Origin of the sequence: Nocardioides aquiterrae (genome assembly GCF_039526625.1) — a bacterium.
Lineage (GTDB): Bacteria > Actinomycetota > Actinomycetes > Propionibacteriales > Nocardioidaceae > Nocardioides > Nocardioides aquiterrae.
Window position 1 is genome coordinate 473655 of record NZ_BAAAJE010000006.1, and the last position, 14442, is coordinate 488096.

Sequence of the window (14442 nt, forward strand, 5' to 3'; positions counted from 1 at the left end):
TCCTGAAGGAACACACCCTCAGCTCCACCATGTGATCTCTCAGGAGATCCCGGCCAGGCCGGACCCGGATCGGGGTCCGGCCTTCTGTTTCCTTCAGCGCGGATCGGCCGGCGCGACGCCCCTGGCGGTCACCCGGCGTTCTTCTCGAGCCACTCGACCACGCTTCCCGAGGTGTTGTCGCCGATGACGCCTGTGGCCGCCGACCGGACGTGAGGAGCCGCGTTCGCAACGGCGTAGGACTCGTCGGCGATCTCGAAGAGCGGGAGGTCGTTGCTGTTGTCGCCGAAGCAGACGAGCCGGGTCGCTCCCAGCGCATCGGCGAGGGCGCGGACCTCGGTCGCCTTCGTCACGCCCGCCGGAGTGAGCTCCAGCCAGGTGTCCATCGGGTGGTAGGTATCCCTCTGGACGTTGACGGTCGCCCGCGACCGCTCCCCGGCGAGGCGGGTCGCCAGCTCGGCGATCGCCGGGGCATCGCCGATGACGGCGATGTAGAACACGGCCGCAGTCCGGAAGCCGTCCCAGTCCCCACAGGGGTCGAACCTCGGATCCGCAGGGCGGTCCCGGAGGTAGCGCTGCACTGCTGCCGTCTCCTGACCGGAGACCCACCGCACCCGGTCCCTGGTGCCGTAGTCGAAGACGAGCGGCATCAGCCCCAGGTGACGCGCAGCCTGGAGGACCGCGTGCACCGTGTCGGCAGTGAGGAAGTGCTGCCGCACGATCGCTCCGTCACCGGGGTGCACCGTGAAGGCGCCGTTGTAGACGACGGCGGGTGTGCCCCAGCCGGCGCCGAGGGCGCGGGCGGCCATCAGGTGTGACCGGGCGGTCGCGTACGTCAGCAGCAGCCCTCGGTCGCGCACGAGCCGGTCGAGCCGGCGCGCGTGGTCGGTCGCGAGGACTCCGTCGGCGGACAGCAGGGTCCCGTCCAGGTCGCTGACGTAGAGCGTGCGCTCGGTCCCGGCGCTCGAGAGGTTCACGGCAGTCCTGTCGGGTCGGTGCGGTCGACACCGAACTCTAGGCGGGCGCCGGACCGCTGACCGCCGCCCAGCGCGCTCCCGACGTGACGCGACATAGAAAATATGGTACACAATCCTTCACAAGGAGGTCAGGTGGTCGGATTCGAGTCAGTCGGCGTCATCGGTGGTGGCGTGATGGGCGCAGGCATCGCCGAGGTGCTGGCGAGGTCGGGGCGATCGGTCACCGTCGTCGAGGTCTCCGAGCCGGCCCGGGCCCGGGCGGAGCGGCGCATCGCGGCGTCCCTCGGGCGCGCGGCGGAGCGCGGGAAGCTCAGCGAGGCCGAGGTGGACGCGACCGTCGCGCGGGTCTCGTGCGTGACCGGGTTGCGATCCGTCGCGGAGTGCGACCTGGTGATCGAGGCGGCTTCCGAGGACGAGAGCACCAAGCTGGCCCTGTTCCGCGAGCTCGGCGCGTTGCTCGTGAAGGAGGAGGCGCTGATCGTCTCCAACACCTCGTCCATCCCGATCGTCAAGCTCGGGGTCGCTTCTGGCCGGCCGAGCCAGGTGATGGGGGTGCACTTCTTCAACCCCGCACCTGTGATGCGGCTCGTGGAGCTGATTCCCTCGCTCATGACGAGCGAGCAGACGCTGACGCGGATGCGAGCGCTGGTGGCCGAGGGGCTCGGCAAGGAGCCCGTCGAAGCCACGGACAGGGCCGGGTTCGTCGTGAACAGCCTGCTCGTCCCGTACCTGCTGTCGGCGATCCGCATGTACGAGGCCGGGTACGCGTCCGCCAGCGACATCGACCGCTCCATGGTGCTGGGCTGCGGTTACCCGATGGGTCCCTTGGCCCTCGCGGACCTCATCGGCCTGGACACGATCCGAGCCATCGGCATCTCGCTGTACGACGAGTTCAAGGAGCCGCTGTACGCCCCGCCTCCGTTGCTGGAGCGGATGGTGGACGCCGGCCTGCTCGGCGCCAAGTCCGGACAGGGGTTCCACCCCTACGAGGAGGTCTGAGTGGCCGACGAGGCAACCCACGGCACGGACGGGATCGAGCTGCCGCTGTCGGGGGTGCGGATCCTCGATCTCACGCGCTTCCTGTCGGGGCCCTACGCCACGATGGTCCTGGCGGAGCTCGGCGCCGACGTCATCAAGATCGAGCAGCCCCACACCGGCGACGACGCCCGGGAGATGGCCCCGAAGGTCAACGAGGAGAGCTATCCCTTCGGGATGCCGAACCGCAGCAAGCGATCGGTGTCCCTCGATCTCAAGGACCCCCGCGGCGTCGACCTCTTCCTGCGGCTGGCGGAAGGGGCTCAGGTCGTCGTGGAGAACTTCCGGCCCGGCGTGGCCGACCGGCTCGGGATCGGGTACGAAGCGGTGCAGGCCGTGCGCGAGGACGTCGTGTACTGCTCGATCAGCGGCTTCGGTCAGACCGGGCCGTACCGGAACCGTCCCGGGTTCGACATCATGGCGCAGGGGATGACCGGCTTCATGCGGATGACCGGTGAGCCCGGGGGGCGCCCCGCGAAGGTCGGGATCGCGATCAACGACATCGCGGCCGGGGCGACCGCGATCTACTCGATCATGGGTGCCGAGATGGTGCGCCGGCGCACCGGGCGGGGACAGTACCTCGACATCTCCCTGGTGGACGCCGGCCTCGCGTGGACGGTCTGGGAGTCCGGTGCCTACTTCGCCTCGGGAGAGGTTCCGGTGCCCGCCGGGACCCGCCACCGCCGCTCGGCGCCGTACCAGGCGTTCCGTACGGCCGACGGCTACGTCACCATCGGGGCAGCGAACCAGCGGCTGTGGGTGCGGCTCACGGCCGTCCTCCAGCGACCCGAGTGGGTCGAGGACCCCCGCTTCGGCACCAACGAGCAGCGCATCGCGCACCTGCCGGACCTCGAGCGGTTGATCGAGGAGATCACCGTGTCCCGGACCACCGAGCAGTGGTTGGCCGCCCTCGACGAGGCAGGGATCCCGTGCGGCCAGGTCCTCAGCTATGACGAGTCGGTGAACGACCCGCACGTGCTGGCTCGCGACATGGTCGTCGAGATGGAGCATCCCCTCATCGGCCCGATGCGGACGATCGCGCCGCCCACCAAGTTCTCCGGGATGCCGTTCGCCGTGCGCAGCCCCGCGCCCTGGCTGGGGCAGCACACCGCCGAGGTCTTCCGGTCGATCGGTGTCGACGACGACGTCATGGCCGACCTGTTCGACGCCGGCGTGCTCTTCGACCACCACCCCGAGCTCCACGAACCCACGTCCGACTGAGGCGCCGAACGAGCGTGCGCTCGAGGCCGAGTGAGGAGAGAGACGCGTTGACCGCTGCACGAGCACTGGACGGCATCCGCGTCGTCGACCTGACGAGGGCCCTGGCGGGGCCCTACGCGACCATGATGCTGGCCGACATCGGTGCGGACGTGATCAAGGTCGAGCCCCCGGGAGGCGACGACAGTCGCGGATGGCTGCCCTTCACCGGCGACGCCGACAGCGGGGACCCGGGCATCTCGGCCTACTTCCTGTCAGCGAACCGCGGCAAGCGGTCGGTGACGCTCGACCTCAAGACCGAGGAGGGTGCTGAGGCGCTGCGGCGGCTCTGCGCCGACGCCGACGTGCTCGTCGAGAACTACCGCCCCGGTCTGCTGAAGAGGCTCGGGCTGGACCCGGCGGAGCTGAGGGAGGCGAACCCGCGGCTGGTCACGTTGTCCATCACCGGGTTCGGGTCCGGCGGTCCGGATGGGCACCGGCCGGGATTCGACCAGATCGCCCAGGCGGAGGCGGGTCTGATGAGCCTCACCGGTGCGGTCGACGGGGAGCCCACCAGGGTGGGGCTGCCGATCTCCGACCTGCTCGCCGGCATGTTCGGGGCCTTCGGAGTGATGGCGGCACTGGCCGAGCGGGAGCGGACCGGTCGCGGCCAGCCTGTCGAGACGTCCCTGCTGGCGTCCGTGGCAGCGGTCCACTCCTTCCAGGGGGCGGGGTGGCTCGCCGCGGGCAAGGCACCCGGCAGGACCGGGAACCGGCACCCGTCGATCGCTCCCTACGGGACCTTCCGATGCAGGGACGCCGACATCGTGATCGCTGTGGGCTCGGAGTCGTTGTGGAAGAGGTTTGCGGCGGCGGTGGGGCTCGATCCCGATCGACACGACATCGCGACGAACTCGGCTCGGGTGCGGCACGTCGACGCCCTGGAGGCGGAGGTCAACGCGCTGCTGACCGACCGGGACGCCGACGAGGTGCTGAAGATCCTGGATGAACGCGGCATTCCTGCGGGACGCATCCGGTCCGTCCCGGAGGTGTGGGAGTGGGACCAGGTGCGCCACCTCGGGCTGGCGCACACGCTTCGTCACCCCGTGCTCGGCGACGTCGAGGTTCCGGGTGGTGCCCTCCAGTACGGCGGGTCGGGCGCGGCGTCCGACGTACCGCCACCGCTGCTCGGGCAGCACCAGGCGGACCTCGACGACCCCTGGCGGACCCGGAACGGTGCGGACGGTTGCGGGACGGACGAGGATCCGCCCGGAGCGTCGCGGTGAGCCGCGACCGCCTCGCACCCCTGGTGCCGGGCGACGACACGGAGGCGAGGGTCCGCGAGCGGTACCACGGGTGGGCCACCGGGGGACTCGCCGTGGTGCGCGAGCTCGCCGAGAGGACGATCCGCGGCGCCGAGTGGCCCCGTCGGCCCGGCGTGACCGGGCCCGCCGTCACCCCCGCTCTCCGCGAGCTGCTCGACGGGGATGCCGCACGGGCGCGGAGCGAAGGCTGGCTGGTCTCTCCGCCGGCTGAGCGGGCCGGTCACGCCGGTCGGCTCCAGGGCCTCGGCCTCGCCGTCAAGGACGTCATCGACGTCGCGGGGTTGCCGACCCGGAACGGTGCCGAGGGCGTCCCGGCCAGGGTGCCGGCGGTCCATGCGACCGCCTGGGCGGCCCTCGAGGCGCACGGCGCCCGGTGCGTCGGCAAGGCGGCGACACACGCGTGGGCCTGGGGGGTCACCACACCCTCGATCGCCAACCCCGTGGACCCCGACCGGATCGCCGGCGGCTCGTCCGGAGGCTCCGCCGCCACGGTCCGCGGCGGCGCCGCCCACGCGGGGCTGGGGACGGACACCGGGGGCTCGATCCGCATCCCGGCCGCGTTGTGCGGGGTCGTCGGCATCCGCCCCACCTGCGGACGCATCGACATGCGGGGGATCACCCCGCTGGCGCCCGAACAGGACGTGGTCGGCCCGCTCGCCGCCGATGTCACGACCGCGGCTGCCGTGCTCGAGGTCCTGCTGGGCCGGCCCTGCATGCCGAGCGAGGGAGCCGTCCGAGGGCTGCGCATCGGCCACCTGCTGCGCACGGGCGGACTCGATGACCAGGTGGACCAGGACTACACCGAGACGCTGCGCGACCTCGAGTCGCAGGGTGCCGATCTCGTCCCGCTCGAGACCGACCTGCCGCGCCTGGCGGTGAGCCTCTCGCTGTTGACCATGCTGACGTCGTCGGCCCGGCTCTACGCCGAGCAGGTGCACGCGGCCCCGAGCGCGTTCGGCCCCGAGTCGCGGGCCCTGCTCACCCTCGGCGCGGACCTCCTCGACACCGCGGTGCTGGAGCGGGCGCGGCGTGCCCTCGAGGCCTCGACGGCCGAGCTGTTCGGCTCCCATGACCTCGATGTCGTGCTGACGCCGACCACGCCCTGTGTGGCGCCTCCGCGCGGGGCCGAGCACGTCACCGTGGGAAGCCGTGACGAGCACGTCGACGCCGCTCTGACGAGGTTCACCGCGTGGGCGGCGGCCACGGGTCTTCCCGCGATCGCGGTGCCGACGGGGCGGGGCCGCCTGCCGACGTCGATGCAGGTCATGGCGGCACCGGACCGGGAGGACACCTGCATCCGCGTCGCGCAGTCCATCGAGCAACGCCGACCGACACTCACCCGAGGAAACGAGGAATGATGCCCAACCTTCCCGCGATCGACCCGATCGACCTGCGTTCCACCCTGGACGACGACGAGCGGGCCGTCGTGGCCGCGGTGCGTCAACTGGTGAAGGACCAGGTGCTCGACCACGTGGAGGAGTGGTTCGAGCGCGGATACTTCCCCGTCCGGGAGCTCGCCCCCGAGCTGGGCAAGATGGGGCTGCTGGGCATGCATCTCGACGGCTACGGGTGCGCCGGCACGAGCGCCGTGGCCTACGGCCTCGCGTGCCTGGAGCTGGAAGCCGGCGACTCGGGACTGCGCAGCTTCGTCTCGGTCCAGGGTTCGTTGGCCATGTTCCCGATCCACAAGTACGGCTCGGAGGAGCAGCGGCAGCAGTGGCTGCCGGGAATGGCCGCCGGCGAGATCGTCGGCTGCTTCGGCCTGACCGAGCCGGACTCCGGCTCCGACCCGGCGAGCATGCGGACGCACGCGCGCCGGGACGGTGAGGACTGGGTCCTGAACGGGTCGAAGATGTGGATCACGAACGGCAACGTCGCCGATGTCGCCGTGGTGTGGGCGCGCACCGAGGACGGGATCCGCGGCTTCATCGTTCCCGCGGGCACTCCGGGATTCGAGCAGCGGACGATCCACCACAAGATGTCGCTGCGCGCCTCGGAGACGGGCGAGCTCGTGCTCGACAACTGCCGGCTGCCGGGAGATGCGATGTTGCCGGGGGCCGCGGGCCTCAGTGGCCCGCTCTCCTGCCTGAACGAGGCCAGGTTCGGCATCCTGTTCGGCGCACTCGGGGCCGGTCGCGCGAGCTTCACCGCCGCCGTCGACTACGTGGGGAACCGGACCCAGTTCGGGAAGCCGCTGTCCGCGTTCCAGCTCACGCAACACAAGATCGCCGAGATGACGGTCAAGCTGAGCGCCGGGACTGCGCTGGCGATGCATCTGGGCCGGTTGAAGGATGACCACCAGCTCACCTCGGACCACGTGAGCATCGGCAAGCTCGCCAACGTGCGCGCGGCGCTGGACGTCGCACGCACGGCCCGCACCATGTTGGGCGCGAACGGGATCAGCCTCGAGTACCCGGTGATCCGGCACATGGTCAACCTCGAGTCGGTGATGACCTACGAGGGCACCGAGGAGATCCACGCCCTGGCGATCGGGCGCGCCATCACGGGCATCGCGGCGTTCGCGTGAGCGCGGTCCAGCACCGTGACGGTCCGCACGGGGCGCGGATGCTGCTCCTGGACGCGCCGGAGCGTCGCAACGCACTGCGGCTGGGGATGCTCGACGCGCTGTCGGCGGGACTCTCGGAGGACCCCGATCGGACCGTCGTCATCGCCAGCAGCACCCCGGGGATCTTCTGCGCCGGCGCCGACCTGCGGGTCCCGGACGAGGAGCGCGCGTCGATCAGCGACCGGCTCTACGAGCTGTACGAGCTGATGGTGACGCGTCCGGGCGTGGTCGTCGCGCTGGTCGACGGAGCGGCGGTCGGGGGCGGGGCTCAGCTGGCGACGGCCGCGGACCTGCGCATCGTCACCGGCCGAGCCAGGTTCCGGTGGGTCGGGCCAGGACACGGCCTGGCCGTCGGTGCCTGGATCCTGCCGCACCTGGTCGGCCGTACGGCGGCGCTCGACCTGGCCCTGACCGCGCGCTGGGTGGACGCCCCGGCCGCCGTGCGCCTCGGGCTCGCCGTCGAGGTGTCCGACTCCGCGGACGCCGAGCTGGAGCGGATCTGCGCCGGTGTGACGAGCGGCGCGCCGTCGGCCGTCGGGCGGGTGAAGCAGGTCGCGGCGCCGAGCGGGCTCGTCGAAGTGCTGCGCCGGGAGCGGCAGCTCAACGCTGCCGCCTGGGACGGGCGCGTCGGGGGTTGACAGCCCCTTGCGATTTGATATCTGATATACCAACTCAATCAAGGAGCGTGAGCATGGAGCTGAACCTCGCCGGCAAGACGGCGTTCGTGACGGGCGGTAGCAAGGGGATCGGCCGCGAGGTGGCTCGCCACCTGGCCCGGGAGGGCGTCAAGGTCGCCATCAGTGCCCGCGGGGCGGAGGCGCTGGAGAAGACCGCCGCCGAGCTCGAGGCAGAGACCGGGCAGACCGTCCTGGCGGTCCCCGGGGACATGAGCGTCAACGACGACGTCGAGCGCTGCGTGAACGCGACGCTCGAGGCGTTCGGCTCCATCGACATCCTCGTGACCTGCGCGGGAAGCTCGCCGGGCGGGCTGCTGGAGGAGCTGACCGACGACCAGTGGTTCCAGAGCCTGAACCTCAAGTTCATGGGCTACGTGCGGACCGTGCGCGCCGTCGTTCCGCACATGGTCGAGGCCGGCTCGGGCTCGATCGTCCTGGTGGTGGGCAACGACGGGCTCAAGCCGAGCTACTGGGAGATGACGGCCGGCGCGGCGAACGCCGCCGACCTCAACTTCGCCTCCTCGATCGCCGACCAGTACGGCCCGAAGGGCGTCCGGGTCAACACCGTGAACCCCGGACCGGTCGACACGGACCGGTGGGACGGGCTGGAGAAGGCCTTCGCGCGCGACATGGGCGTCGACCAGGCCGAGGCCCGCCGGCGCGCCGAGGCCTCCATCCCGAGGGGGCGGATCACCCAGCCGCAGGAGGTGGCCGCCCTGGTCACCTTCCTCGCCTCCGACGTCGCCGCCAGCGTGCACGGCGCCCACATCCCGATCGACGGCGCCCAGCGCAAGGCGCTGATGGAGCGCTGACCGTCCGCACCACCGAGCAAGCACCAGGACCAGGAGGAGCCAGCTGTGCCGTACGCCCGAACCGACGACGGGATCGACCTCTACTACGAGGAGGCCGGCAGCGGCACGACCCTCATCTTCGTCCACGAGTTCGCGGGCGATCACCGGTCCTGGGAGCCGCAGATGCGGCACTTCTCGCGCTGGTACCGGTGCCTGGTCTTCGCTGCTCGCGGGTTCCCGCCCTCGGCCGTACCCGCGGCCCCGGACGCCTACGGGCAGGCTCGGGCAGCCGATGACATCATCGCGGTCCTCGACGCGGCCGGCGTCGACCGCGCGTACGTCGTCGGCAACTCGATGGGCGGGTTCGCGGCCCTGCACTGTGCGCTCCGGCATCCCGACCGCACCTTGGGGGCGGTGGTGGCCGGTTGTGGATACGGTTGGCACCCCGACCTCAACGCCAAGTTCCGCAGCGAGTCGGAGAAGATCGCCGACGCGTTCGAACGGGAGGGCTCACAGTCCGTGTCGCAGTGGTACGGCGTGGGGCCGGCGCGTGTGCAGTACCAGAACAAGGACCCGCGAGGTCATGCCGAGCACGTCCGGGTCCTGGCCGAGCACGACGCCGTCGGTGCGGCGCTGACGATGCGTCAGGTGCAGGTTCGGCGGCCGATGCTGTTCGACCTGGCCGACGAGCTCGCGGCCTGCCGCCCCCCGGTGCTCGTCGTCGCGGGGGACGAGGACAACGGCGTCCTCGAGGCGGGGCTCATGCTCAAGCGCACCATCCCGCGCGCGGGTCTGGCGATCCTCCCGCGCACCGGCCACGTGTCGAACATCGAGGAGCCGGCTCAGTTCAACGGTCTCCTCGAGCTGTTCATCACCGGCGTCCAGAACGACGCGTGGGGGCCGCGGGATCCCCGATCCCTGTCGGCGTCGATGACGGGAGCCAGGTCGGACTGAGCGACCCGGCACGCATCCGCGCCGCGCGAGAAGCCTGACCAAGGAGGGATCGAGAATGAAGCCGCCCCCGTTCGAGTTCCACCGCGCCCACTCGGCGCTCGAGGCGTCGCGGCTGCTCGCGGAGCTGGGGGAGAACGCGAAGCTCATCGCCGGCGGCCAGTCGTTGGTGCCGATGATGAACTTCCGGCTCGCGCATCCCGCGGCGTTGGTCGACATCAACGCGCTCAGCGACCTCGACTACATCCGCCGTGAGGGGGACGTGCTCGCGGTGGGGGCCCTGACGCGTCACCGGACGGTGGAGACCTCCCGCGACGCCGCGGTCCACGACGGCTTCGGCGTCCTGCCCCGGGCGGCGCGGTGGATCGGGCACCGACCGATCCGGACGCGGGGCACCGTGGGCGGCAGCCTGGCGCACGCCGACGGTGCGGCGGAGTGGTGCATGTTGGCCAGGCTCTTCGACGCCCAGATCCGTCTGCTGAGCACGCGCGGCGAACGGCTCGCCTCCATCGACACGTGGTTCCAGGGATTCCTCGGCAACGACGCGGAGCCCGACGAGGTGGTCACCGAGGTCCGCTTCCGGCGCCCGCGCGCGTTCGGGGCGTTGTCGGAGTTCGCGCAGCGGGCGGGCGACTTCGCGGCGGCGGCGGCGGCCGTCGCCTTCGACCTGGAGCAGGGCCGGGTCACCCGGCTGGGCCTGGTGCTCGGTGGCGTGTCGACCGAGCCGCTCCTGGTCGAGGAGGCCGCCGAGCTGGCCGACGGAGAGTCGCCGAGCGACAGCCTGTTCCGCCGGGTCGCCGAGGTGGCTGTGGCCGCCGCGGACACCGATACCTACCGCCGGCACCTGATCTCGACCTTGGTGCAACGTGCGTTGCGAGAGGCCCTGGCAGCAGAGGAGACGAGCCGTGGCTGACGACCGTGAACCGCGCCCCAGCGGGAAGTGGGTCGGGGCCCGCGTGCCCCGTCGTGAGGACGGCCGCATGTTGCGCGGCGAAGGCACCTTCGTGGACGACATCCACCGCGACGCGTTGCACGTGGCCTTCGTCCGGAGCCCGGTGGCGTCGGGATGGGTACGAGAGATCGACACCGCTGAGGCAGCGGCGATGCCCGGCGTGGTGGGCGTCTTCACCGGCGCGGACCTGGGTCATCCGACCCTGACCGCGGTCCTCGACCGCCCGGAGTTCGTGCCGACGGCGATGCCGATGCTGGCGGCCGACAAGGTCCGTTTCGCGGGCGAACCCGTCGCGGCCGTCCTCGCCGAGTCCAGGTACGCCGCGGAGGACGCCGCGGAGGCGGTGTGGATCGAGATCGAGGAGCTGCCCGCCGTCGTCGACATCGAGGACAACGCCCGGGTCGAGGTGCCGGTCCACGACGTCGCGGAGGACGGCGTGCTCCTCGACCTCCAGATGTTCCTCGACCCCGACCTGGAGACGACGATGTCCCAGGCCGCGTTGGTGCTGGACGAGCAGTTCAGCTTCGGCCGGGTCGCGGCCAGCCCCATGGAGGCCCGCGCCTGTCTCGTCGAGTGGGCGCCACGCGACGAGCAGATCGTCGTGCACATCTCGACGCAGATCCCCCACCAGGTCCGCTCGGGCATCGCCCAGGCGCTCCGGCTGCCCGAGCGCTGTGTGCGCGTCGTGGTCCCGGACGTCGGCGGGGGCTTCGGGGTGAAGACGGTGCTCGGCCGCGAGGAGGTCGTGGTGGCGGCGCTGGCCCACAAGCTGCGGCGAGCGGTGCGCTGGACCGAGGATCGTCAGGAGCACCTCATGGCGGCGTTCCACGGGCATGAGCAGCGGTTCCACGTCCGGGCGGCCTTCGACAGCACCGGCTCGATGCTCGCTCTCGACGCCGACATCCGGGTCAACGTCGGCGCCTACTCCGCCTACCCCTTCAGCCTCGGGGTGGAGCCGCTCATGGCCGCCTCGGAGATGCCCGGCGTCTACAAGGTGGGGAAGTACTCCGCGCGTGGCCGTGGCTACGCGTCGAACAAGGCGCCGACGGCGCCGTACCGCGGTGTCTCCCGTCCTCAGATCGTGTTCGTGATGGAGCGCCTCATGGACAAGGCCGCCGCCGCCCTGGGTCTCGACCGGATCGACATCCGGCTCCGCAACACCATCGCCGACACGGACTTCCCGTACACCGGGCCGAACTTCGTGACCTACGAGCCCGGGTCGTACGTCGAGGCGCTGCAGCGGTGCGTGACCGAGGTGGAGCGCGCCGGGTGGGCCACGCGCAAGCAGGACGCGACGGACGGCCTGCTCCGCGGCATCGGCATCATCAACTTCTCCGAGCGCACCGCGTTCGGCACCTCGGTGATGGGGATGCGCAAGATGCCGATGACCCCGGGGTTCGAGGTCGCCCACGTGCGCATGGACCCGACCGGCCACGTCACCTTGACGAGCGGCACGCTGGGCCACGGCCAGGGTCACGAGACCTCGTTCGCCCAGGTCGTCGCCGACCGGCTCGGCCTCACCCCCGACCAGGTGAAGCTGCGGCAGGGCGACACCGATCTCGCGGCGTTCGGCTGGGGTACGTGGGGAAGTCGGTCGCTCGTGGTGGGCGGCGGGGCCGCGGCCCGCGCGGCCGACGAGCTCGCGGGCAAGCTGCGTGCCATCGCGGGGGAGATCTTCGGGGTGGAGCCCCATCGGATCGTCCTCGCCGACGGTCTCGCCTCCGTCGACGACAAGCCCGAGGCGAACGTGGAGATCGCTGCCCTCGCGGCGTTCGCCCACTTCCAGTCGCACCAGGTCAACGTCAACGACAGCCAGCTGCTGGAGGGGCGTGGTTCCTTCGACCCGCCCGGGATGTTCTCCAATGCGGCACACGCGGCCTTCGTCGAGGTGGATCCCGGCACCGGCGGTGTCCGGGTCACCGACTACATCGTCGTCGAGGACTGCGGAGTCGTGGTCAACCCGCTGATCGTCGACGGGCAGGTCCGCGGCGGCGTCGCGCAGGGGATCGCGGCGGCGCTGTACGAGGAGATCTCCTTCTCGCCCGAGGGACAGCCCCTGTCGGTCAACTTCATGGACTACCTGGTGCCCACGGCGTGCGAGATCCCCAAGGTCCAGATCCACCATCTCCAGACCCCGACCGACCTCAGCGTGCTCGGTGCCAAGGGCATGGGCGAGGGAGGGACCATCGGCGCGCCGGTCGCCGTCGCGACCGCCGTGAACGACGCGCTGGCCGGTCACGGGCAGGACTTCGACCGCATTCCGATCCTGCCGGAGCACATCGTGGAGAGACTCGGCGCGGCCCGAATCGCAGGGCCGGCCGAGGCGAAGGAGGCTCGGTGAAGGACATCCATCTGGTCACCATGACCGTCAACGGCACCGAACGGGAGATGGCCGTCGAGTCCCGCAAGACCCTGGCCGACGCACTTCGCGAGGATCTGCGGCTCACCGGCACCCACGTCGGCTGCGAGCACGGGATCTGTGGTGCCTGCACCGTGCTGGTCGACGGCGAGCCCGTGCGTGCCTGCCTGCTCTTCGCGGTGCAGGTGGACGGACGGTCGGTCCGCACCGTGGAGGACCTCGCCCAGGACGGCGAGCTCAGTGACCTGCAGCAGGAGTTCAGCCGCTGTCACGCGCTGCAGTGCGGGTTCTGCACACCCGGCTTCCTCATGCTCGCCGAGGGCTACCTCGCGAGCGACCCCGACCCGTCGGAGTCCGAGGTCCGGGAAGTGCTCTCCGCCAACCTCTGCCGATGCACCGGCTACGAGGGGCTTGTCGAGGCCGTGTGTGCCACGGCACTGCGGCGCCGGCAAACGCCCTGAACTTTCGTCGCAATTGGATCTGGCCGCCGCCTGATCGCTGATATATAATACATCACATAGCGATTTCGGGGTCGCCTGTCCTTCCACTCATGAGGAGCACCATGTTGCGCAACACGAAGACGAAGGTCGGACTCGGAGTCCTCGCGATGACCCTTCTCGCCACGTCCTGTGGTGGAGACGGGGGATCCTCGGGAGAGTCGGGCGGCGACCTCCCGACCATCCGGTTCCAGGTCATCGACTCGGACCCCGCCTCCATCCCGCTGCAGGTGATGATCGACGAGGGGCTCGACCGGGAACACGGCTTCAAGGCCGAGGCCGTGGTCGTGGACCCCGACGCGAGCATGAGCACGTTCCTGCTCGGTGAGAGCGACATCGCCACCGACCAGGACGGCATCACGCTGACCATCGCGCAGCAGCAGGGCGAGTACGCGCTGGGGTTCGCCCCGGCCCTCAACATGATGACGGGCGTGGTCGCCTCCGACGACTCCGGTATCGAGACGGCCGAGGACCTGGTCGGCGCCAAGGTCGGTCACTTCGGCCTCGACTCCGGCACCACGAGCGCCATCGGCGTCATGCTGCAGGAGCTCTACGGCATCGACATCAACGAGGACATGGACCTGAAGGAGGCCGGGGCCGCCGCGCTGCCCGAGCTGATGGCTTCGGGCGAGGTCGACGCGATCTTCAACTACGAGCCCTTCGCGCTCCGCGCCACCATGATGGGTGGTCACTACGTCTTCCAGCCGGCCAAGGCCTGGGCCGAGAAGACGGGCGGCTACGCCCCCAACCTGGCGCTGCTGGCTGCCCGCTCGGAGTGGCTCGAGGAGAACCCCGATCTGGCCGTGGGGGCACGGGACGCATGGTTCGAGGCGGTGAAGGTGATCGAGGACTCCGACTACGAGCTGCTGAAGGAGCCGGAGTACGCCGAGATCCTCGCCCTGCGTGACGAGGCCGAGCTCGACGCGTTCGTGCAGTACTGCGCCGACCTGCCGTGCTACTCCTCCAGCTGGGACGAGTCGGACGTCACGGGCACCCAGGAGTGGCTCCAGCTGTTCGCCGACCGTGACCTCCTCATCGAGGACATGCCGGAGAAGCCGGTCACGACCGTCCTCGAAGAGCAGTGACCGTCAACGCGCCTGCAGCCGCCACGTCGGCGA

Annotated in this window: 13 protein-coding genes; 12 read left to right on the top strand and 1 reads right to left on the bottom strand. The window is 70.8% G+C overall.

The window, feature by feature from the left end:
- Positions 1-128: 128 nt before the first annotated feature.
- Positions 129-974: an HAD-IIB family hydrolase gene (locus ABD086_RS09135; RefSeq protein WP_343907183.1), complete on the bottom strand. Its 846-nt coding sequence runs from the start codon at positions 972-974 to the stop codon at positions 129-131.
- A gap of 132 nt (positions 975-1106) precedes the next feature.
- On the opposite strand from ABD086_RS09135, the gene ABD086_RS09140 reads away from it, so the two are divergent.
- The 12 genes from ABD086_RS09140 (at position 1107) to ABD086_RS09195 (ending at position 14409) form a co-directional block, all read left to right on the top strand.
- Positions 1107-1973: a 3-hydroxybutyryl-CoA dehydrogenase gene (locus ABD086_RS09140; RefSeq protein WP_343907184.1), complete on the top strand. Its 867-nt coding sequence runs from the start codon at positions 1107-1109 to the stop codon at positions 1971-1973.
- Positions 1974-3230 (top strand): CaiB/BaiF CoA transferase family protein, encoded by a 1257-nt coding sequence (locus tag ABD086_RS09145; RefSeq protein WP_343907185.1) that lies wholly within the window; start codon positions 1974-1976, stop codon positions 3228-3230. It abuts the gene before it with no gap.
- A 47-nt stretch (positions 3231-3277) separates the two neighbouring features.
- Positions 3278-4492, top strand: a complete 1215-nt coding sequence (locus ABD086_RS09150; RefSeq protein ID WP_343907186.1) for a CaiB/BaiF CoA transferase family protein — start codon at positions 3278-3280, stop codon at positions 4490-4492.
- The gene (locus tag ABD086_RS09155; protein WP_343907187.1) at positions 4489-5889 is read left to right on the top strand and encodes an amidase; all 1401 of its coding nucleotides are present in this window, start codon (positions 4489-4491) and stop codon (positions 5887-5889) included. The genes ABD086_RS09150 and ABD086_RS09155 overlap by 4 nt, the downstream gene beginning before the upstream one ends.
- The gene (locus ABD086_RS09160; protein WP_343907188.1) at positions 5889-7058 is read left to right on the top strand and encodes an acyl-CoA dehydrogenase family protein; all 1170 of its coding nucleotides are present in this window, start codon (positions 5889-5891) and stop codon (positions 7056-7058) included. The genes ABD086_RS09155 and ABD086_RS09160 overlap by 1 nt, the downstream gene beginning before the upstream one ends.
- Complete coding sequence (locus ABD086_RS09165; RefSeq protein ID WP_343907189.1) at positions 7055-7735, top strand: enoyl-CoA hydratase/isomerase family protein; 681 nt, start codon at positions 7055-7057, stop codon at positions 7733-7735. The genes ABD086_RS09160 and ABD086_RS09165 overlap by 4 nt, the downstream gene beginning before the upstream one ends.
- Positions 7736-7788: 53 nt before the next feature.
- Complete coding sequence (locus tag ABD086_RS09170; protein WP_343907190.1) at positions 7789-8586, top strand: SDR family NAD(P)-dependent oxidoreductase; 798 nt, start codon at positions 7789-7791, stop codon at positions 8584-8586.
- Positions 8587-8631: 45 nt separating this feature from the next.
- Entirely contained in the window at positions 8632-9519 is an 888-nt protein-coding gene (locus ABD086_RS09175; protein ID WP_343907191.1) for an alpha/beta fold hydrolase, read from the top strand.
- A gap of 55 nt (positions 9520-9574) precedes the next feature.
- Positions 9575-10429, top strand: coding sequence for an FAD binding domain-containing protein (locus ABD086_RS09180; RefSeq protein ID WP_343907192.1), 855 nt, complete (start codon positions 9575-9577; stop codon positions 10427-10429).
- Between the two features lie 67 nt (positions 10430-10496).
- On the top strand, positions 10497-12809 hold the full coding sequence (locus ABD086_RS09185) for a xanthine dehydrogenase family protein molybdopterin-binding subunit (RefSeq protein WP_343907193.1): 2313 nt from the start codon (positions 10497-10499) through the stop codon (positions 12807-12809).
- Entirely contained in the window at positions 12806-13288 is a 483-nt protein-coding gene (locus ABD086_RS09190; protein ID WP_343907194.1) for a (2Fe-2S)-binding protein, read from the top strand. Before ABD086_RS09185 ends, ABD086_RS09190 begins: the two co-directional genes overlap by 4 nt.
- Before the next feature lie 101 nt (positions 13289-13389).
- Positions 13390-14409 carry an ABC transporter substrate-binding protein gene (locus tag ABD086_RS09195; RefSeq protein ID WP_343907195.1) on the top strand — a complete coding sequence of 340 codons (1020 nt, stop codon included), beginning with the start codon at positions 13390-13392 and terminating at the stop codon, positions 14407-14409.
- Positions 14410-14442 lie beyond the last annotated feature (33 nt).

Excerpts from the sequence above, each read along its gene's own strand:
- ABD086_RS09160 (WP_343907188.1), top strand. The coding sequence starts at position 5,889 with ATGCCCAACCTTCCCGCGATCGACCCGATCGACCTGCGTTCCACCCTG.
- ABD086_RS09170 (WP_343907190.1), top strand. The coding sequence starts at position 7,789 with ATGGAGCTGAACCTCGCCGGCAAGACGGCGTTCGTGACGGGCGGTAGC.
- ABD086_RS09185 (WP_343907193.1), top strand. The coding sequence starts at position 10,497 with ATGTTGCGCGGCGAAGGCACCTTCGTGGACGACATCCACCGCGACGCG.
- ABD086_RS09180 (WP_343907192.1), top strand. The coding sequence starts at position 9,575 with ATGAAGCCGCCCCCGTTCGAGTTCCACCGCGCCCACTCGGCGCTCGAG.
- ABD086_RS09195 (WP_343907195.1), top strand. The coding sequence starts at position 13,390 with ATGTTGCGCAACACGAAGACGAAGGTCGGACTCGGAGTCCTCGCGATG.